Annotated in this window: 21 protein-coding genes; all 21 read right to left on the bottom strand. The window is 40.2% G+C overall.

Annotated features, from left to right (window positions below; all coding sequences use genetic code 11):
* Positions 1–107 precede the first annotated feature (107 nt).
* Positions 108–503, bottom strand: coding sequence for a F0F1 ATP synthase subunit epsilon (locus J2Z81_RS14495; protein WP_226371656.1), 396 nt, complete (start codon positions 501–503; stop codon positions 108–110).
* Between the two features lie 64 nt (positions 504–567).
* The gene (atpD, locus tag J2Z81_RS14500; RefSeq protein ID WP_029269291.1) at positions 568–1,980 is read right to left on the bottom strand and encodes a F0F1 ATP synthase subunit beta; all 1,413 of its coding nucleotides are present in this window, start codon (positions 1,978–1,980) and stop codon (positions 568–570) included.
* A 41-nt stretch (positions 1,981–2,021) separates the two neighbouring features.
* Positions 2,022–2,882, bottom strand: coding sequence for an ATP synthase F1 subunit gamma (gene atpG / locus J2Z81_RS14505; RefSeq protein ID WP_029269293.1), 861 nt, complete (start codon positions 2,880–2,882; stop codon positions 2,022–2,024).
* Positions 2,883–3,038: 156 nt separating this feature from the next.
* The gene (atpA, locus tag J2Z81_RS14510) at positions 3,039–4,550 is read right to left on the bottom strand and encodes a F0F1 ATP synthase subunit alpha (protein ID WP_029269295.1); all 1,512 of its coding nucleotides are present in this window, start codon (positions 4,548–4,550) and stop codon (positions 3,039–3,041) included.
* Positions 4,551–4,568: 18 nt separating this feature from the next.
* Positions 4,569–5,114: a F0F1 ATP synthase subunit delta gene (locus J2Z81_RS14515; protein ID WP_029269297.1), complete on the bottom strand. Its 546-nt coding sequence runs from the start codon at positions 5,112–5,114 to the stop codon at positions 4,569–4,571.
* Positions 5,111–5,638 (bottom strand): F0F1 ATP synthase subunit B, encoded by a 528-nt coding sequence (gene atpF, locus J2Z81_RS14520; RefSeq protein WP_029269299.1) that lies wholly within the window; start codon positions 5,636–5,638, stop codon positions 5,111–5,113. Before atpF ends, J2Z81_RS14515 begins: the two co-directional genes overlap by 4 nt.
* Positions 5,639–5,778: 140 nt before the next feature.
* The gene (gene atpE / locus J2Z81_RS14525; protein WP_029269301.1) at positions 5,779–5,985 is read right to left on the bottom strand and encodes a F0F1 ATP synthase subunit C; all 207 of its coding nucleotides are present in this window, start codon (positions 5,983–5,985) and stop codon (positions 5,779–5,781) included.
* An 86-nt stretch (positions 5,986–6,071) separates the two neighbouring features.
* Positions 6,072–6,794 carry a F0F1 ATP synthase subunit A gene (gene atpB, locus J2Z81_RS14530; protein WP_029269303.1) on the bottom strand — a complete coding sequence of 241 codons (723 nt, stop codon included), beginning with the start codon at positions 6,792–6,794 and terminating at the stop codon, positions 6,072–6,074.
* A gap of 22 nt (positions 6,795–6,816) precedes the next feature.
* A complete protein-coding gene (locus J2Z81_RS14535) occupies positions 6,817–7,185 on the bottom strand; it encodes an ATP synthase subunit I (RefSeq protein WP_029269305.1) in 369 nt (122 codons plus the stop codon).
* 495 nt (positions 7,186–7,680) lie between these two features.
* A complete protein-coding gene (locus J2Z81_RS16110; protein ID WP_226371657.1) occupies positions 7,681–9,924 on the bottom strand; it encodes a S8 family serine peptidase in 2,244 nt (747 codons plus the stop codon).
* A 622-nt stretch (positions 9,925–10,546) separates the two neighbouring features.
* Positions 10,547–11,176 carry a uracil phosphoribosyltransferase gene (gene upp / locus J2Z81_RS14545; protein WP_029269374.1) on the bottom strand — a complete coding sequence of 210 codons (630 nt, stop codon included), beginning with the start codon at positions 11,174–11,176 and terminating at the stop codon, positions 10,547–10,549.
* A gap of 396 nt (positions 11,177–11,572) precedes the next feature.
* The gene (locus J2Z81_RS14550; protein WP_029269376.1) at positions 11,573–12,808 is read right to left on the bottom strand and encodes a serine hydroxymethyltransferase; all 1,236 of its coding nucleotides are present in this window, start codon (positions 12,806–12,808) and stop codon (positions 11,573–11,575) included.
* 125 nt (positions 12,809–12,933) lie between these two features.
* A complete protein-coding gene (locus J2Z81_RS14555) occupies positions 12,934–13,500 on the bottom strand; it encodes a TIGR01440 family protein (protein WP_226371658.1) in 567 nt (188 codons plus the stop codon).
* Positions 13,501–13,529: 29 nt separating this feature from the next.
* Positions 13,530–13,970, bottom strand: coding sequence for a ribose 5-phosphate isomerase B (gene rpiB / locus J2Z81_RS14560; RefSeq protein ID WP_029269380.1), 441 nt, complete (start codon positions 13,968–13,970; stop codon positions 13,530–13,532).
* A 63-nt stretch (positions 13,971–14,033) separates the two neighbouring features.
* Complete coding sequence (locus J2Z81_RS14565) at positions 14,034–14,636, bottom strand: low molecular weight protein arginine phosphatase (protein ID WP_029269383.1); 603 nt, start codon at positions 14,634–14,636, stop codon at positions 14,034–14,036.
* A 121-nt stretch (positions 14,637–14,757) separates the two neighbouring features.
* Positions 14,758–15,312 (bottom strand): manganese efflux pump MntP, encoded by a 555-nt coding sequence (locus tag J2Z81_RS14570; RefSeq protein ID WP_390337264.1) that lies wholly within the window; start codon positions 15,310–15,312, stop codon positions 14,758–14,760.
* A gap of 85 nt (positions 15,313–15,397) precedes the next feature.
* A complete protein-coding gene (locus J2Z81_RS14575; protein ID WP_029269387.1) occupies positions 15,398–16,429 on the bottom strand; it encodes an L-threonylcarbamoyladenylate synthase in 1,032 nt (343 codons plus the stop codon).
* A 219-nt stretch (positions 16,430–16,648) separates the two neighbouring features.
* The gene (locus J2Z81_RS14580) at positions 16,649–17,053 is read right to left on the bottom strand and encodes a GNAT family N-acetyltransferase (RefSeq protein WP_029269390.1); all 405 of its coding nucleotides are present in this window, start codon (positions 17,051–17,053) and stop codon (positions 16,649–16,651) included.
* Between the two features lie 78 nt (positions 17,054–17,131).
* Positions 17,132–17,740, bottom strand: a complete 609-nt coding sequence (gene spoIIR, locus J2Z81_RS14585) for a stage II sporulation protein R (RefSeq protein ID WP_029269392.1) — start codon at positions 17,738–17,740, stop codon at positions 17,132–17,134.
* Between the two features lie 115 nt (positions 17,741–17,855).
* Entirely contained in the window at positions 17,856–18,722 is an 867-nt protein-coding gene (gene prmC / locus J2Z81_RS14590) for a peptide chain release factor N(5)-glutamine methyltransferase (protein ID WP_226371659.1), read from the bottom strand.
* 4 nt (positions 18,723–18,726) lie between these two features.
* On the bottom strand, positions 18,727–19,797 hold the full coding sequence (prfA, locus tag J2Z81_RS14595) for a peptide chain release factor 1 (protein WP_029269396.1): 1,071 nt from the start codon (positions 19,795–19,797) through the stop codon (positions 18,727–18,729).
* Between the last annotated feature and the right edge of the window lie 264 nt (positions 19,798–20,061).

Below are 20,061 nucleotides of genomic sequence, written 5' to 3' on the forward strand. Positions count from 1 at the left end.
AGAATAATTAATCATTTTAAAACCAAAGCAAAAAAGAATCCAGTATCTACTGAATTCTTTTTTCGCTATTTAGCCGAGTTTTGTCCCAGCCTCTTTTTTATTTCATTTTATTGCGTAACATTTATACGATTTAGTGCTCTTTTGAGTGCTAATTCTGCCCTGTGGAAGTCAACGTTGTCTTGTTTAGACTGTAGACGTTGTTTTGCTCGTTCTTCTGCCTTTTTCGCACGTTCAACATCGATATCTGATGGTTTCTCTGCAGATTGAGCAAGAATGGTAATCTTTTCTGGTTGTACTTCTAAGAAACCACCATTTACAGCTAAAAGCGTCACGTCATTTTCTCGTTTTAATCGTACTGCACTGATTGATAATGGTGCAACTAATGGAATATGACCTGGTAAAACACCAAGTTCTCCATTTTCTGATTTACAGCAAACCATATCAAAGTCATCTTCTAAAACTGGACCATCAGGAGTAACAACACTCACAGTTAGTGTTTTCAATGTAACCCCTCCTTTGATTGGTATGAAGTGAGCCATAGCATCTTTGCCATGCCCTATGCTTCATTTATTCCATGCCTTTCGCTTTTTCAACTACTTCTTCAATGCGTCCTACAAGGCGGAATGCATCTTCTGGAAGATCATCATGTTTTCCGTCTAAGATTTCCTTAAATCCTTTTACAGTTTCACTTACAGGTACATACGAACCTTTTTGTCCCGTGAACTGCTCTGCAACGTGGAAGTTTTGTGATAAGAAGAATTGAATACGACGTGCACGGGATACAACTAATTTATCCTCATCACTCAACTCGTCCATCCCTAAGATTGCAATAATATCTTGTAGTTCTCTATATTTTTGTAGTGTACGTTGCACACCTTGAGCAACTTCATAATGCTCTTCACCTACAACTTCTGGGTCAAGTGCTCGTGAAGTGGATGCTAATGGGTCCACCGCTGGATAGATACCTTGTTCAGATAACCCACGATCAAGGTTTGTTGTTGCATCCAAGTGAGCAAAGGTTGTTGCTGGTGCAGGGTCTGTGTAGTCATCCGCAGGAACATAAATTGCCTGAATGGACGTTACAGAACCTTTATTTGTGGACGTAATACGTTCTTGCAATTGTCCCATTTCTGTTGATAGTGTTGGCTGGTAACCAACCGCTGAAGGCATTCGTCCTAGTAGTGCCGAAACCTCAGAACCTGCCTGTGTAAAGCGGAAAATGTTATCGATAAAGAACAGCACGTCTTGTCCTTGTTCATCACGGAAATATTCAGCCATTGTAAGCCCTGTAAGTGCAACACGCATACGTGCACCAGGAGGCTCGTTCATTTGTCCAAATACCATAGCAGTTTTTGTAATAACGCCTGAATCTTTCATTTCATAGTAAAGGTCATTACCTTCACGTGTACGCTCACCTACACCGGCAAATACGGAGATACCGCCGTGCTCTTGAGCGATGTTATTAATAAGCTCTTGGATTAATACCGTTTTACCAACACCGGCACCACCAAATAAACCAATTTTACCACCTTTAATATAAGGTGCTAATAAATCAACAACTTTAATACCTGTTTCCAAAATTTCTGTATCTGTTGTAAGGTCTTCAAATACTGGTGATTCACGGTGGATTGGGTCCTTACGTGTATCAGCAGGAAGATCTCCGTCAAGGTCAATTTTGTCACCTAGCACGTTAAATACACGACCTAAAGTTATTTCACCAACTGGTACTGAAATTGCACCTTCCGTATCAATTACTTCCATTCCTCTTTTAACACCGTCTGTTGAGGACATAGCAATAGTACGCACGGAGTGATCCCCAAGGTGCAATGCTACTTCTAATGTAAGTTTAACTGTTTCCCCGGATTCCTCATTGGTAGGAACTTGGACAGTTAAAGCATTATATATATCAGGAAGCTTATCGTCATCAAATTTCACGTCAACGACGGGCCCCATGACTTGGGTTATATGTCCTTTATTCATTGATTTCCCTCCTAACTAACTTTCGAACTGCTTGGGAGGAGCTATTCAAGTGCAGCTACTCCACCAATAATTTCTGTGATTTCTTGCGTGATAGCTGCTTGGCGCGCACGGTTATAAGACAATGATAAGTCATCAATAAGTTCTTCTGCATTATCAGATGCACTCTTCATTGCTGTCATCCTTGCTGCGTGTTCACTCGCTTTCCCATCAAGCAATGCGCCGTAAATAAGGCTTTCAGCATATTGTGGTAAAAGAACTTCTAAAATCTGTTCTTGGTTTGGTTCATATTCATACTGCGTAGCTACTCCTGACCCGCTCTGTATGTTTGTTATTGGCAATAACTGTGTTGTTGTCACTTTTTGAGAAATGGCACTAACATAATGATTATAAAAGATATAAAGCTCATCTATTTCTTCATCACTGTACATCTGTACTGTTTCTGAAGCCAGTTCTTTAATATCAGCAAAATCTGGTTGATCAGCCACGCCTAATATGCTTTTTGCGATCGGCAGATTTCGCTTCTTACAAAATTCATAGCCGACCCTTCCAACAACAATAACGGTATATTCATCTGCAGATTGATGTCGTTTCTGAATGGTCTGATGAAAATGTCTTAAAACATTTCCATTATATGCACCAGCTAGTCCACGGTCAGAAGTAATGACAAAGTATCCGGTCTTTTTCACATCTCGTTTTTGTAACATCGGATGAGAAACATCTGTATTACTTTGCGCAATACTCGATACTACTTCCTTTAATTTTTCACTGTATGGAACAAAGCCTTTTGCATTTTGTTCCGCTCTTCCCATTTTGGAAGCAGAAACCATCTCCATTGCTTTTGTGATTTTCTTTGTTTTCTCAGTCGATTCAATACGACCTTTAATATCTCTAAGTGATGCCAAGCTTTTCACCACCCTTTCTTATAAAAGGTTGCCTGTTTCCTAATCTTTTTTCACATTCAAGTATATCGTGTCATGATGAGAAGTACACAGACAAAATGAAGTCGCCTTCTTTTTGTCTATGTGTGCATACATCTCTCCTAATAATCGTTGTGCTACTTATTTTTCAGAAGGTAAGAATACCTTTTTAAATTCAGTTACTGCGCCGTCCATTAATTCTGCTTCTGGAAGTTGTCCAGTATCGCGGATAGAAGCGAGCAGATCTTTACGATTTTCATCTAGCCATACATGGAATTCCTCTTCAAATCGTGTAATATCCTCAACAGGGATATCGTCTAAATGACCTTTCGTAAGCGCATAGATGATCATTACTTGCTTCTCTACTACTAATGGTTTATGCAAGCCTTGTTTTAGTACCTCAACTGTACGCTCACCACGGTTCAGTTTTGCCTGTGTTGATTTATCCAAATCAGACCCAAACTGAGCAAATGCTTCCAACTCACGGAATGATGCTAGGTCCAGACGCAATGTACCTGCCACTTTCTTCATCGCTTTAATTTGTGCCGAACCACCAACACGTGATACGGATAATCCAGCGTTGATCGCAGGACGTACACCTGAGAAAAATAGATCTGATTGCAAGAAGATTTGTCCATCCGTGATGGATATAACGTTTGTTGGAATATAAGCTGAAATATCTCCTGCTTGTGTTTCAACAAACGGAAGTGCGGTCAGAGACCCGCCTCCTAAATCATCATTTAACTTCGCTGCGCGCTCTAATAGACGTGAGTGCAGGTAGAAAACATCACCTGGAAATGCCTCACGACCAGGCGGGCGGCGTAATAACAGAGAAAGTTCACGATAAGCTACTGCCTGCTTGGATAAGTCATCATATACAACAAGCACATGCTTGCCATTGTACATAAATTCTTCACCCATCGATACACCAGCATATGGTGCTAGGTATAGCAGTGGAGCTGGTTCAGATGCACCTGCAGATACTACAATTGTATTATCTAGTGCACCATAACGTCGGAACGTTTCAACTGTACTTCTTACAGTAGAGTCTTTCTGTCCAATTGCTACATAGATACAAATCATATCTTGATCTTTTTGGTTAATAATGGTATCAACCGCAACCGTTGTTTTACCTGTTTGACGGTCTCCGATAATAAGTTCACGCTGTCCACGCCCAATTGGAACAAGTGCGTCGATCGCTTTAATACCTGTTTGTAATGGCTCATCAACTGATTTACGATCCATTACTCCTGGAGCATCTGATTCAATTGGACGAGTTTTCGTTGTATTAACTGGTCCTTTCCCGTCAATTGGTTGACCTAGCGGGTTAACAACGCGTCCAAGTAATTCCTCTCCTACTGGTACTTGCATAATACGGCCTGTACGACGAACTTCATCGCCTTCTTTTATCTCCGTGTAAGGTCCTAGTATAACGATACCTACGTTGCTTTCTTCAAGGTTCTGTGCTAAGCCCATAACACCGTTCGCAAATTCAACAAGCTCACCAGCCATGACATTATCAAGACCATGAGCACGTGCAATCCCGTCACCAATTTCAATAACTGTTCCGACATCGCTGACTTCAATATCTGAATCGAAATTTTCTATTTGCTGTTTAATCAGTGAACTGATTTCTTCAGCTTTGATGCTCATACCATTTCACCCCTATCATCATCTGTTTGCTGTTATAATATCACGCTTTATGCGTCGTAGTTTTCCATTGATGGTACCATCAAGTATTGTATTTCCAATACGTATTTTAAGTCCGCCGACCACTGAAGGGTCTACTTTATTTTCAAGTTTCACAGACTTTGTATTCAAACGTTTTGCTAAGCTTTTTTCAAGTTGTTCTTTCTCGGCATCGGATAATGCCTTGACAGAGTAAACAACCGCTTCATTTATTCCTTTTGCATCATTCACCATTTGCATAAAATGAGAAATAATGGAAGGTGTGAGTACAGATCGATGACGTTCAACCAATAATTTAATTGTATTGACGACATCTTGTCCCAACCCTTTAAATGCTTCATCAAGGAATTGCTTCTTTGTTACGATGCTAATACGTGGATGTTCCAAGAATGTATATAGCTTCTGGTTTGTTTGAAATACTTCACGAACTACTTGTAGTTCCTCAACTAATTGATCTAAATTTGCCTTTTCTTTACCTAGTTGAAAAAGAGCTTCTGCATAACGTTTAGCAACTACTGCATCACTCATCGCTCTTCTCCTACCTCTTTAATGTATTCATTGATCAAGTTTTCCTGATCTTGTGCACTAATTTCTTTTTCAATCACTTTGCTGGCAATAAGAACAGATAGTGAGGCAACTTTATCTTGTAATGCTTGTAACGCTTTTTCTTTTTCATTTTGAATATCGGCCTGTGCTGCTTCTTTAATTCGATCTGCTTCCTGACGAGCAGCAATGATAATTTCTTCTTCCTGTCTGACACCAGAACTTTTAGCATCTTCAATTATCTTTTGAGCTTCTTGTTTCGTTTGTTTCAAACGCTCCTGGGCTTCTTTTGAAGCAACTTCAGCTTCCTTGCGGCTTTTTTCTGCTGCTTCGATCTCACTTACCACATAGTCTTCACGTTTCTTCATCATATTCATCACAGGGCCCCATGCGAATTTACGCACTAAAAGGAGTAGTACAAGGAAAAAGAATAGCTGTACGAGCATGTCTCCTACATAAAGGCCACCGATTGATGCATAAACTGTTGAAAATCCGGTGAATGTTTGCACATCGTTCACTCCTTCCATCCAAAAAATGAATCCTATTTCTCTATTAATTTTTAACTCATTTGTTACAAATTAACCTAGGGCATAAACAAGGGCGAAGTTTCTACTTGAAGATAGCCTTCGCCATTCTGCTTTTTATTCAGTTACATAACAATTAATGCGATAACTACCGCGATAATCGGCATTGCCTCAACCAAACCAACACCAATAAACATCGTAGTTTGTAGTTGACCTCTTAATTCTGGCTGACGAGCAATCCCCTCAACTGTACGACTTACGATTAATCCGTTACCAACACCAGCACCTAATGCACCTAATCCTACTGCAATTGCAGCTGCTAAAGCTCCCATAATATAAATCCTCCTCAATATAGTTATAATTTTTAAAATAATTTCCTGCTTTAATAGTTTTTATTAAAACGGGTTAATTAATCATTCTAATGTTCGTCACTTGCTTTGTGAGAAATATAAACCATTGACAGCATTGTAAAGATAAATGCCTGGATTCCCCCGATGAATACACTAAATCCTTGCCAAGCTAAGAACGGAATCGCTCCGCCTATAAAGCTGAGTACTCCAGAAGTTGTTAAACCTACCAATAAGGATAGTAATACCTCACCAGCGTATAAGTTACCAAATAGACGCAAACCTAATGTTAACGTGTTTGCAAATTCTTCGACAATTTTAATTGGAAATAGAAAAGGTAATGGCCTGAAATAATCTTTTACATATTCTTTTCCGCCACGAAGTTTAATTCCATAGAAGTGTGACAGCACAATAACCATTACTGCAAGCGTAAGTGTGATTCCAGGGTCTGCTGTAGGTGATTTCCACCATACATCTCCGCCCACAACACCATTTGTAATAACACCAAGCATATTTCCCACGAGAATATATGTAAAAAGTGTTAATGCTAATGGCAGAAAGATCTTTCCGGTTTTCCAATCCATGGTGTCATTAATGATCCCTTTTATAAAATCAAGGATCCACTCCATAAAATTCTGGGCACCTTTTGGTTTCATTTGCAAATTCCGTGCGCCCAACACACATAAAATGAAGACAATTAATGATGTGACAATAATCATGAGGACGTTTGATAAATTAAAATCAAGCCAGGATATTCCAAGTACATCCTCAACGATCGGTGCTCCATGATCCACATTATTCACCCCTTTTCATGCATTATTGTTTATTCCTAAACACAAAAAAATCTATCATAATGACAAGATAGGAAGTCATTAAACCAATGATCACAGCAATGATGCTGAAATATTCCTCAAAACGAAGGGCAATGATAATCGCTACTGCTGCTGCTGCAAATCGTGAAATGGTCCCTAGACCTTTTGCAGATGCTTTCTTTGCGACAGCTTCTGCGAAATCATTTATTTTCTTTTGTAAGAGATATAAGTTGTAAAAACTTATGACACTTCCCAGTAATAGCCCTAAAAAAATGCGTACATATGGTGTAAATCCTGCTCCCATTACTAACACTGCAAGCAGATAAAACATCCACTTCCGCTGACGGGCCATCATCATCTCATATTGTCCCATGATATTACTCTTTTCCAGTGAGCTTTCGAATGCTGTTTGAATGAAGCAGTTTCATATAGGTCTTTCATTATAAAAGGTATCTCATTACAGCGATTCGAGTATGTCACTATGTATGTTGCAAAAAATCCCACTATGTCATCTTTTTGAGAAAAAGCACAAAAATTGCATTATAATGAAACCCTTATCATCCTGCCCTCAAACAGTTTACAATAACCATATCTTAATGTCAATGGTTCGTGCGGGAAAGAAGAATTTAGTAACACAATCATTGTATGGAATTTTATGTCGAAAAGACGATGAATTATTTCTTCCCTTTTCAAATCATCATCTCCCATATTATACAAAAAAGAATAAGACGAATGGGTGACATTTTTGTGAACTTTATATGTAAATTTTCCCTGACTTTCGTAAAGGAGGAGCGAACAATCAGCAGGTTTCTTTCCTCCCACTGATTGTTCGCTGAATCACCCAGGAATCGTAAACGGAGTTCGGCCTTTATTCGATAAATAACTCTACCGCTTGCGATTCATAGGTCCCGTCCTCTAACTGTACGGTGATTAACGCGAGATAGCGCCCAGGTTTACTCGCTTTGGTTTTCTTAAGCTTCCCTTCATTCATCCCTTTAGATAAATCTTCCTCTTCCAACAAGGTCCGTTCATGCATCAATGTGTCGGGATTATATAAATTAACTTCTATATTTTTAGCATCCTCTGTAAGGTAAAGCCGGTAAATATAGGTGTCATCTGAAAAGGTTTTAAGCGACAATTCAAAGCCCATTGCCTTCGGGTAATCTGCCGTTTCATTTACAAATAAATAAGGCAGTTGAAACGTCTCATCCTTTTGGTGAAGGGTGATCCAGCCCTGATGTACTCCTTTTTTTAATTCAGGGGAGGTGACACTTAATTCAATCGGGATTTCCTTTTTTTCCTTTTTATTTAACGTGAATGTTTGCGGTAGGTTCCATGTTAATCCTTTTTGTTTTTTTGGAATATCAAAGGTATAGGTTTGTTTCTTGTTGGTCGTATTTTCAATTGTCAGTTTCATGCTGTTTGTCTCTTTGTATGGCTTTATTTTGCCAAAAGATATTAACGGATCATGAATGATCGTTTTTGTAGCTATCGCTCGCTCTACTTGTATATCCCCTGTCCCTTGAACAATTGGATCATAATTATGTTTCTTTTCATTTTGAATAGGTACAGCTGTTGTTTTCAAGGCGCCAACAATCTGCGCATGTGACCAATTTGGACGTGCTTCTTTCATCAATGCTAGCGCTCCAGCAACATGAGGTGCTGCCATACTTGTTCCTTGTAATTCCTGATATCCGTCGGGTACCGTACTCAAAATATTTGCCCCTGGAGCCACAATATCTGGTTTAATATCCCAGTTGATCGTGACCGGACCTCGCGAGCTAAATAGAGCGATATCTGTTTTTGTTTCTTGATAGGCTGTATCGATGTGCAAGGATTTACCATTCATTTGTTTTCTAAGCCAATTTCCATCTTCTTTTGAAATCGATGCAACGGGGATCTCGATGTCTTCTTTGTTTTCAATGACCCCTTGAAACATTCCTTTTTCATTGTTCACAATTAATAACGCTTCCGCTCCTTGCTCTTGCATTTCTATTGCCAACTCCTGAAAAGGAATTTTCCCTCTTTCAATTATTGCAATTTTCCCTGCTACGTTTGCTTTTGGATCTTCAGCGTCTACTATTGGAAGTGATTTTTCAAATGTCCAATCTTTAGCCCCCATCATCGTAACGAGCGGGATTGCTTTCTCTTCCTTCGGTTCATATAAAAAAGGAATACGCTGTGGTCTTGTTGATGCTCCGACTGCAAGTGCCTTTGTGGCAGTCGCTGGTGAGCCCACTGTCCATTTCTTGGGACCATCATTCCCATTCGCAGTGACAACAGAGGTGCCATGTTCGACTGCACGGTTAACAGCGATGCTTGTTGGGTAATCCGGTCCATTCACACTATTTCCCAAGGAAAGATTGACGACATCCATCCCATCTTCCACTGCTTGTTCCAATGCAGCAATAACCTGTACAGAAGTTCCTCTCCCTCCCGGACCGAGGGCACGGTACGCATAAATTTCAGCGTCAGGTGCAACTCCTTGTAAATCCCCATCAGCAGCGATAATACCTGCCACATGTGTTCCATGCAACGTAGGCATTCCCTCATCTTCCTCAGTCTCCATCGGATCCTTATCAAGATCAACCAGATCATATCCACCTGAATAATTTGATTTCAAGTCTGGATGCTCATAATCAATTCCCGTATCAACAACTCCGACTTTAACCCCTTTCCCGGTGTAGTTTGTTGTATTTATCTGCGATGGTATAACTGCATTTGGATTTTTATCCTTTTTCACTGGAGACTGGGCAACTGCCTCATACGTGCGAACTGGATGGATCGCTTTAATAAATTCCAGTGATTTCATTTTTTCCAATCGTTCAGGCTTCGCTTTTAATGCGAGCCCATGAAATAATTTGTCATATGTAGCTACTACTTCTACAAAAGGATGGTGAATTTCAAGATATTTTTTGTGTTTTTTTGGATCCCCTTTCACTTCAACAATAATCGATACTTTCTCATCCTCTTTATCCTGATCATGTTTCTTATGAGGATCCTCCTTTATTTCAACATCAATCGGGGGCAGATCGTTATCAAATGAATATGCATATGCTGGCCAGGAAGTGAACACAAAAATGGAAGCTAAAAGAAAGATAAGGTACCGCATCAGGTAAGACTCCTTTTTCTTTTTATCCTTTGAAAAAACAGGAAAAACATGCACGGAAATGATAAAATTCGAATGTTTTTGCTCACACCAAATGACTCACGCTTCTCCACCGGTCCGGTCGATATATCTTCTATCCGGTTGATATCTCCTCCGGTCCAGTCGATACTTCTTCTATCCGGTTGATATCTCCACCGGTCCGGTCGATACTTCTTCTATCCGGTTGATATCTCCTCCGGTCCGGTCGATATATCTTCTATCCGGTTGATATCTCCACCGGTCCGGTCGATATATCTTCTATCCGGTTGATATCTCCTCCGGTCCGGTCGATATATCTTCTATCCAGTTGATGCCTCCACCGGTCCAGTCGATATATCTTCTATCCGGTTGATGCCTCCACCGGTCCGGTCGATACTTCTTCTATCCCGTTGATATCTCCTCCGGTCCGGTCGATATATCTTCTATCCGGTTGATGCCTCCACCGGTCCGGTCGATATATCTTCTATCCAGTTGATATCTCCACCGGTCCGGTTGATATATCTCTCGTTTTCAACGATCCACACCCCGTCGTTTCGCAAACAAAAAAGATCCAGCCCATTTTTGAGCTGAATCCTTCTTATATCTTTTATTTTGTGCCGAATAAACGGTCTCCTGCATCTCCAAGACCCGGTATGATATATCCTTTTTCATCTAGCTTTTCATCTAGTGCACCTAGGTAGATATCCACATCAGGATGGTTTTCTTTCACGAGCTCTACGCCCTCAGGAGCAGCAATCAAGCACATTAAGCGAATATGTTTTGCTCCGCGTTTTTTTAACGAATAGATCGCGTCATTTGCAGACCCACCTGTTGCTAGCATTGGATCTAACACAATCAATTCACGCTCTGATATATCTGATGGTAATTTAATATAATATTCTACTGGTTGCAAGGATTCAGGATCACGGTACAAGCCAACATGTCCGACACGCGCAGCTGGAAGTAAGTTTAACATCCCATCGACCATCCCTAAACCGGCACGGAGAATTGGGATTAAGCCAATTTTCTTACCTGCTAATACTTGTGCCTTTGCTTCCATTACTGGAGTTTCGATTGTCTTTTCCTGTAGCGGGAGGTTCCGGGTGATTTCAAAGGCCATTAACATAGCTACTTCGTCCACAAGTTCACGAAATTCCTTCGTCCCCGTGTTTTTATCTCGTATGTACGTAATTTTATGTTGAATTAATGGATGATCTAGTACGAAAACTTTTCCCATTTGCTGCTCACTCCTTCAGATTAATAACATCCCTAAGATTGTACAGAAAAAAAAGGTTCCTTTCAAGTTTCGCGCGAACATTGTCAAAAAGTTGTCTGATTCAAAATTTTTTCACAAGCAAAAAGAATCCCTCACTTCAATGGTACATTCTAGCTCTATTTATGTATTGAAATAATCAAGTGAAGGACCTTTTTCTTGCTAATCGACCAGGATTCGACACGCATCGCCTAGACACACCAAAAAATAGCAGGAAAATTTTTTTACAAATTTATCCTGCTATTTTACTTAAGCATTTTCATGCTACATCTTATGTGACTTGCTTGGTTTTTTCTTATTTACACCCCAAACGGGATCCTTCCCTCATTAATTCCCCTGCTAACGGGCTGGATCTTCCAATTAAGCATACAATGGTGATTTGCTTGTCAATGCTCGCACACGTTCTGCAGACTCCCTTAAGACTGCTTCATCTTCATGATTTTTTAGTGTAAGTGAAATAATATCAGCGATCTCCTTCATTTCACCCTCACCGAATCCACGGGAAGTAACTGCAGCAGTTCCGATACGAACGCCGCTTGTAATAAATGGACTTTCTGTATCAAAAGGAATTGTGTTTTTATTGGTGGTAATGCCAATATCATCCAGTACTTTTTCAGCTACTTTACCTGTTAAACCAAGTGCACTCACATCTAAAAGCAGTAGGTGATTATCCGTACCGCCTGAGACAATGCGAATTCCGCCTTCAACAAGCTTTTCACCTAAAACTTTCGCATTTTGAATGATTTGCTTCGTATACGTTTTAAAATCATCGGATAATGCTTCTTTAAAGGATGTTGCCTTTGCAGCGATCACATGCATTAAAGGACCCCCTTGCATGCCAGGGAACACAGACTTATCAATCTTTTTCGCATATGCTTCTTTACATAAAATCATTCCACCACGCGGACCGCGCAATGTTTTATGTGTCGTTGTTGTTACAAAATCAGCGTATGGTACCGGGCTTTGATGCAATCCTGTTGCAACCAGTCCAGCAATATGGGCCATATCTACCAATAAATACGCTCCAACAGCGTCTGCAATTTCACGGAATTTAGCAAAGTCAAGTTCACGAGAGTATGCACTCGCACCTGCCACAATAAGTTTTGGCTTTGCTTCTTTTGCCTTCGCAAGTACCGCATCATAGTCAAGTTGTTCGGTTTCTTTTTCCACTCCATAATCAACAAAATGATAGAGTGATCCACTAAAGTTGACCGGGCTTCCATGTGTTAAATGGCCGCCATGGTTAAGGTTCATCCCAAGAACCGTATCTCCTGGCTCCAACACAGTCATATACACTGCCATATTCGCTTGTGCACCGGAATGCGGCTGTACGTTTACATGATCAGCACCAAAAAGCTCTTTGGCACGATCACGCGCTAAATTCTCTGCCACATCAACATGCTCACACCCGCCATAATATCTTTTGCCTGGATAGCCTTCTGCATACTTATTCGTTAATACAGAACCCATTGCCTCCATTACTGCTTCAGATACAAAGTTTTCAGAGGCGATCAATTCAATTTTTTCCTGTTGACGCTTTTTTTCCGCCTGTATTGCTTCATATAATTCATTGTCTGCTTGTTTAACGTGTTCCATGAGTAAAACCTCCTGATTATGTATATAAAATTTTTTGATAAAACGTTAAGATGGATGTTAGAGGATATCATTTTGTGATAGAAAAAACTACTAGCGCACAAACGATACCTCTGCTGGTTTATTTGCTATGAATAAACTTCTTTTCGTTCATATGTCGCTCGCTCTCCGCCAATTAATTTTGGCCGCGTTTTTGCTCCGTTGACACGAGCATTGCCAATAAAGCGCTGCTGGAAGCGAAATGGTACAGCTACATGCTTTAAGTGCATGCCAATCATTGTTTCACCAATGTCGATGCCGGCTGTTGCTTTAACGGACTCTACTACTACCGGGTTATTCATCTTTTTATAGGCATAAGATGCCATCGATCCACCTGCACTAGGAACTGGAATAACTGTAACTTCCTCTAACTGGTTTATTTTCATCGCTTCTCTTTCCACCACGAGCGCCCGATTCAAATGTTCGCAGCATTGGAATGCGAAGTGTACCCCTGTTTGCTTTTTCAAATCCTGCAAAAACTCAAAAATGGAAGCAGCTATTTCTTCACTTCCAGCTGTTCCGATTTGCTCTCCCATTACTTCACTTGTTGAACATCCAACAACAACCAGATCTCCTGCTTTTAAATCATTATGCTGCAGCCACTGCGCTGTTAGTGCATCCATATCTTCCTTTACTTGCTGGTTTAGATCTGTCATGAAATCACTCCCCACTAAAGTTCAGAATTTCATTCCCCTTCATACGATGTAATTTTTCCGATTCGTCTTTCATGACGTCCACCGTCAAATTCTGTCTCAAGCCAAGTTTCTGCAATTTCCCGTGCCAAGCCTGGTCCGATGACACGCTCTCCCATTGCTAATACATTGGAGTCGTTATGCTGCCGCGTTAATTTTGCACTATAGACATCATGTGTTAAAGCACAACGAATCCCGTGTACTTTATTTGCTGTAATGGCCATTCCAATTCCTGTACCACAAATAAATATACCGCGGTCAAACTCTCCCTTAGCTACACGCTCTGCAGCTGGAAGTGCATAGTCGGGATAGTCAACGGATGTTTCACAGTCACAGCCTGCATCTTCATACTCGATTCCTTTTTCCTCTAATAATTTTTTCACTTCATTGCGAATTGTCATGCCTGCATGGTCCGCTGTTAATATCACTTTCATGTTTATCGCTCCTTGTGTTGGAATCTATCGTTTGTCTATACTTCCTCATTTAACTTGGGCTACTTATTTTAGTTTTTTAATTAATCGTTCGATATGTCGATCAAGCTCCGCCAACGTCTCTTGATAATCTTTCAAGCTACCCCCAAACGGATCGGACACATCATAATTGATGAGATTCGCTTCTAATTGCTGAATTTTTTGCAAGTCGTCTTTTAAATAATCAGAAAGTTTAGCATCAAGCTGGGAATTATCAAGTTTAAGGTGATTTTCCTGAATATAATTGGACCGCTTTTCCTCATAGGTTGCATAAGCCTGTTTCAGTTCATTCCATATTTTTTTATCCGTTTCAGAAACATATTCCTTTAGCGTAAAATATTTATCCTGAAAATTTGGATGCTGGAGAATTAATGATTGCTTGTGTCCAGTTGTCATCGTTAATACCAGATCAGCCCAGTTCAGTAGCTTATGTGTCACAGGATGAGAATGGTGATCTAAATCAATGTTATGATCCTTTAAAGAAGCTATTGCTTTCGGATTAGCCTTTCCGTCGTTCCCAGCAAAAATACCGGCTGACCTTACCTCTGCTTCAGGCATCTTTTTCCTTACTAAGGCCTCAGCCATCGGACTTCGACATGTATTCCCCGTACAAACAAACAATATTTTCATTCTCGGCCCTCCGTATTAAATCCTCTGCTCATAATATACCACATAACAGGTATATTGTCAGAACCAAAAAAGGGAAGTTTTTTATAAAAAATAAAAAACTTCCCTGATCATCTATTCAAATTTAACCAAATAAAAGATAGATTCCAAAGGAAAAAAGGATACTTCCGCCTAAAAGTTCACTATAAGCACCTAGTACACCTTTCACCTTCCTTCCGAGCATCATACCAAGCCAGGTTAAGATGGTGCTAATGGAGCCAAATAAAAATAACGTCAGTGCTGTTTTAACGCCAGAGATACCCAAGCTCAAACCGACTGAAAAGCTATCAATACTTACGGTAAAAGCCAAAAAAATCAAACCCGCACCAACCGGTTGGGAAATTTTTTTCACCTCATGGTTAAAAGCAAAGAAAAACATTTGCGCTCCAATTCCTGCCAGAAGAAGGCCACCCACAAATTGTGTATAATGACCAATCTGATTGGAAACCACTTGGCCCAGAGCAATTCCTATAAAAGGCATGATTACATGAAATATTCCAATAATAATCCCAATCCATGCGATTCGTTTCAGACGAAGCCACTGCATTCCAATGCCTAAACTGACCGAAAATGCATCCATTCCAAGTCCAATAGCCATAATTACTAGTGGGACAACTTCACTTACATGATCTTCTGCCATCTCCATCCTCCTCGGTCATGCTATTTCATTTTATGCCTGTCCGATTTGGATTATGATATGGCAGCGATCCATGAAAGGTATATTATTATTTGCCTATATAGGTTGTAGCTGCTTTTTTTAGCCGATTCATAATCGCTTGGCCAATTCCCACTTCAGAGAAAACCTCACATAAAATAAGATCAACATCTCCATCTTTAAAGGTACGCAAGCCGTCATATAAATGGATTGCAACTTCTTCTGCATTTTCGCCAAGAGCAATCACTTGATCTGCTGTAATCAACTTTGCTGTTTGCGAACCTGCCAGGACACCAATTTGCTTTGAGTGCTGTTGCTCTTGACGGACAATTGCCTGAATAGCTTCAGGGCCACCCTCAACCAGCCATAGCGGAACCTCAGGAGCATAATGTTTATATTTCATCCCTGGCGATTTTGGTTGTCCCTTCTCCTTTGCCCCAGCCAGAGCTGGATCCATCATCACTGATCCCGCCACATCTTTTATCTGTTCCTTTGTAACCCCACCTGGCCTGAGAATAATAGGAATCTCCTGTGTACAATCAATAACGGTTGATTCAACACCAACACCAGTTGGCCCTCCGTCAATAATTCCGGCTATTTTTCCGTTTAAATCAGCCCATACATGGTCAGCCGTTGTAGGGCTCGGCTTTCCAGATAAATTAGCACTTGGTGCTGCAATTGGAATATTGCAGTTTCCTAATAAATGCTGTGCTACCGGATGGTCCGGTATCCGTACTGCAATCGTAGAAAGCCCTGCTGTCACATTTGCTGCACATGTCCCATTACTTGGTAAAATATAGGTTAACGGCCCAGGGGAAAATACGTCCATTAATTGCTTAGCAAACGGCGGAAGTTCACTCACTAATTGCTTTAATTGTTGCTGACTTGCAACATGAGCAATTAAAGGATTATCCTGTGGCCGCCCTTTTGCCTGAAATATTTTTGAAACAGCCTCTTCACTTGTCGCATCTGCCCCTAACCCGTAAACTGTTTCCGTTGGAAAAGCAACGATTGAGCCTTTGCTTAAAAGCGCTGCTGCCTCTTTCAATATCTGTTCATTCGCTGATGTATGATTATTTATCTTCCAATAGTTTGTCTTCATCCGTGGTCCCTCATTTCTTGTACCTAGTTTAATCGACAATTACTCATATAACAAGAAAAACATGCAAAGACCAGTAGAGTTATCCACAGATTTTTGCATGTTTTTCCTTTTATAATCACGATTTAGAATACCACTTTTACACAATATCCCCAAATATGTTTATTTACTAACAGGATTTTAACAAGTTATGCACAGACGCATGTGGATAATGTGCATATGTTATGAAGAAACCCGGTAAGACCACCAGTTTCCTTGATTTACGGGATACTTATCCACAAGGGCGTTTTCATTTTGCGGATGAAATTGCAACGCTTCCAATATAATGTCAACAGTAGGTTGATGGCTGTGCACATAAACCCCTTTTGCTTGCTGTTCTTTTGCTAATGTTAAAATTGCTTCCAGTAAAAAGGGTAATTGATTTGCTCTGTCCCTCGTAATATAGAGCTGCTTCAGCCAGTAAAACCCTTCCTCAACAGGGTCTAAAATAAAACACCCTTCAATTTTCTCATCCACTACAGCGACATATCCAGCTTGATATAAACTTTCTTTATCGATACCATCGTTCGTGTCTGCAAAGTGTTCTACATGTTTTTTGGAGGCCTGACTTGCTCGAATTAAATTCATCGTGATCATCCCCATTCATAATAAATTAGCTTTCCACTTGTATTTCTACCATTCTATGCTCTAGTAAAAAAACTATGACTAACGAAACCATTCAAATAGAAAAAATTTTACTTCCACATCCGCTTCTTCGGTTTCTTGCAACTCTTCTATTTCTTCTATATCGTCTGTACTTGCTTCAGCTACACTTGTTCCACTGGAGAAATCCAAAAAGCATAATGGAGGAAACAAAACACACCACCAATTTGCACCTTCTCCTTTACCTAATGTGATTAATACTGCTTCATACTCCCCTGCTGGATATAAATAAGAACCATAGATCTTCATGGGAAATGTAACATTTTTTCTATATTCCACTTGAAAGTTTTCACCCTTCTTTTCATCAGCAAGAACATCTGCTACAATTGCTTCTATTTCAGGAACTCTAGATTGTATTCGTTCACGTGCTTCATCAATATCCGTAATATCCTCTACCCATTTACTGATTTCCTCGTTGACTCGATCTCGGACCTCGCGTTTTAACGCTTGATCCGCTTCACTATCGCTGTTTGCCAAAATTCGAAGCCGAATTGCTTCATCAGGGATCACCTGATAATCATCCTGCTGTATATTTTCCTCCCCTTTTCCGATCATTGGCATTGAGAAAAATAGAATAATAAATATAATTACAAAAAATACTAGTTTCTTCATCATGTGATTCCCCTTTTCCCTTAATCTATTTGTCAGTATGGTCGGGTTTTCATGATTTTAAACTAGTATTCTAGTAATTTATTTTATTTTAAAGGAAGGGCCTCTCTTTTAAGCGTTATCCAGACAATTTTGCTGAAACAATGCGGTCTTTCCCGTTAATATCCTGGATGATTTCTGCTTGCACATAAGGGAAGACGGCTCTTAGAAGTGATGTGACAACTTCCCCCTGATCATAGCCAATTTCAAATACTACTGTACTATCTTTTTTTATTACTTTCGGCAAGTTGTTTATGATTTGCCTGTAAGCAGCTAAACCTTCTTCATCTGCAAATAAAGCCAGTGATGGATCAAAGTTTTTTACTGTATCTGTTAAACGAACTTCCTCTGTTTTAGCAATGTATGGCGGATTGGAAACGATGATGTCTGCATGAATGTGCTTACTTAAAATAGGCTCTAGAAAATCCCCGTGCAAAAAAGTCACTTCTGCCTGCAGTTTTTCTGCATTTGTTTGTGCTACCGTTAACGCCTCAATCGATATATCCGTAGCATACACCGTAGCACTTGGTAATTCCAAAGCAAGGATGCAAGCAATCGCTCCGCTGCCAGTTCCGATATCAACGATGGTTATATGGTTAGGAGCGAAATGCTGCTTAGCTACATGGATTGTATGCTGGACCATTTCTTCCGTTTCGGGGCGGGGAATAAGCACATGCTCATTTACGTGGAAATGATGTCCGTAAAAGCTTTCATAACCAGTTAGATGTTGAATCGGAACTCCGGTACGCGCATGTTTTTGAATATCTGCCTTAAATTTTTGAATAATAACTGGTGGTACCGGTTCGCGCATCGTTGCATAAAAATTGGATCGACTTACCTGCATATGGTGTTGCAGCAGAAGCTCAGCAATTTTCGGTTCACGATGGTGTTCTTTTAAAAAAAGAGAAGCCCATTTCAGGACTTCAAATTGTGTAGATGCTTTCATATAGTTATTCTCCAATTTGCTCTAATTTTTTTGTTTGTTCTTCAACAAGCAGTGCATCAATAAACGCTTCAAGCTTACCTTCTAAAATTTGGTCCAGCTTTTGAATTGTTAAACCAATTCGGTGATCCGTCACACGGTTTTGTGGAAAATTATACGTACGTATTCGTTCAGAGCGATCTCCAGTACCTACTGCGGATTTCCTGGTTTCATCATATTCAGCTTGTGCTTCCTGCTGGAATTTATCATAAATTCGCGCACGTAGTACCTTCATCGCTTTTTCTTTATTTTTAATTTGCGATTTTTCATCTTGACATGAAACGATAATCCCTGTTGGTTCATGCGTAAGACGTACAGCTGACATCGTTGTATTCACACTTTGCCCGCCAGGACCACTGGAAGCAAATGTATCTACACGGATGTCATTTTCATTTACATCAATCTCTACCTCTTCTGCTTCAGGCAAAACAGCTACTGTCGCTGTTGATGTATGGACTCTTCCGCCGGATTCCGTTTCAGGAACACGCTGCACGCGGTGTGCACCATTTTCATATTTCAGCTGGGAATATGCGCCCGTTCCATTAATCATAAAAATAATTTCCTTATATCCGCCAACACCCGTTGAATGCGCCTCAATTACCTCGATTTTCCAGCCATGGTTTTCTGCATAACGGGAGTACATCCGGTATAAGTCTCCAGCAAATAATGCTGCTTCATCTCCACCTGCAGCACCGCGGACTTCCATGATCACGTTTTTATCATCATTTGGATCTTTTGGAAGCAAGAGCACTTTCATTTCCTCTTCAAGCTCTTCACTGCGGCTTGATAAGTCCGAAATTTCCATTTTAACCATTTCGGTCATCTCATCATCCAAGTCATCCTCAAGCATCATTTTCGCATCTTTTAATTCATTCGTTACATTTTTATACGCACGATAAGCCTGAACAACATCTTCCAGATCAGACTGTTCCTTTGAATATTCTCGTAATTTATTTACATCACTAATAACGTCCGGGTCACTAAGCAATTCGTTTAGCTTGTTATAACGATCTTCCAATGATTGTAAGCGTTCTAACATACCGTCACCTCTTTTTCATTAACAGTCTAATTATATTATACCAACACGCCTAGGTCAAAATTCTTTTTACAAAATGGAGATGGGATTCAGCGGTTCATCACTTTTATCAGCGCTTAACGTTATTCATTCCGTGCATCCCACAATCGCACACATCGAGTAGGAGGATAACCATTAATTGATTATCCGACCTCTCACACCACCGTACTTACGGATCCGTATACGGCGGTTTAATTTTATTCTATACATGTACTTTGTTATAATGTT

The organism is Virgibacillus alimentarius (assembly GCF_017874635.1).
In the GTDB taxonomy this organism is placed as follows: Bacteria; Bacillota; Bacilli; order Bacillales; family Amphibacillaceae; genus Virgibacillus_B; species Virgibacillus_B alimentarius.

Bases quoted from the DNA above. Each gene is read 5' to 3' on its own strand.
- J2Z81_RS14515 (WP_029269297.1), bottom strand. From the start codon at position 5,114: ATGAGTGATGCAGTAGTTGCTAAACGTTATGCAGAAGCTCTTTTTCAA.
- prfA (WP_029269396.1), bottom strand. From the start codon at position 19,797: ATGTTAGAACGCTTACAATCATTGGAAGATCGTTATAACAAGCTAAAC.
- atpA (WP_029269295.1), bottom strand. From the start codon at position 4,550: ATGAGCATCAAAGCTGAAGAAATCAGTTCACTGATTAAACAGCAAATA.
- atpE (WP_029269301.1), bottom strand. From the start codon at position 5,985: ATGGGAGCTTTAGCAGCTGCAATTGCAGTAGGATTAGGTGCATTAGGT.
- J2Z81_RS14555 (WP_226371658.1), bottom strand. From the start codon at position 13,500: ATGACAGATCTAAACCAGCAAGTAAAGGAAGATATGGATGCACTAACA.
- J2Z81_RS14565 (WP_029269383.1), bottom strand. From the start codon at position 14,636: ATGAAAATATTGTTTGTTTGTACGGGGAATACATGTCGAAGTCCGATG.
- J2Z81_RS14570 (WP_390337264.1), bottom strand. From the start codon at position 15,312: ATGGCAGAAGATCATGTAAGTGAAGTTGTCCCACTAGTAATTATGGCT.
- upp (WP_029269374.1), bottom strand. From the start codon at position 11,176: ATGGGAAAAGTTTTCGTACTAGATCATCCATTAATTCAACATAAAATT.
- J2Z81_RS14575 (WP_029269387.1), bottom strand. From the start codon at position 16,429: ATGAAGACAAACTATTGGAAGATAAATAATCATACATCAGCGAATGAA.
- spoIIR (WP_029269392.1), bottom strand. From the start codon at position 17,740: ATGAAGAAACTAGTATTTTTTGTAATTATATTTATTATTCTATTTTTC.
- rpiB (WP_029269380.1), bottom strand. From the start codon at position 13,970: ATGAAAGTGATATTAACAGCGGACCATGCAGGCATGACAATTCGCAAT.
- J2Z81_RS16110 (WP_226371657.1), bottom strand. From the start codon at position 9,924: ATGCGGTACCTTATCTTTCTTTTAGCTTCCATTTTTGTGTTCACTTCC.
- prmC (WP_226371659.1), bottom strand. From the start codon at position 18,722: ATGAAAGCATCTACACAATTTGAAGTCCTGAAATGGGCTTCTCTTTTT.
- atpD (WP_029269291.1), bottom strand. From the start codon at position 1,980: ATGAATAAAGGACATATAACCCAAGTCATGGGGCCCGTCGTTGACGTG.
- J2Z81_RS14580 (WP_029269390.1), bottom strand. From the start codon at position 17,053: ATGAATTTAATTCGAGCAAGTCAGGCCTCCAAAAAACATGTAGAACAC.
- J2Z81_RS14535 (WP_029269305.1), bottom strand. From the start codon at position 7,185: ATGGGACAATATGAGATGATGATGGCCCGTCAGCGGAAGTGGATGTTT.
- J2Z81_RS14550 (WP_029269376.1), bottom strand. From the start codon at position 12,808: ATGGAACACGTTAAACAAGCAGACAATGAATTATATGAAGCAATACAG.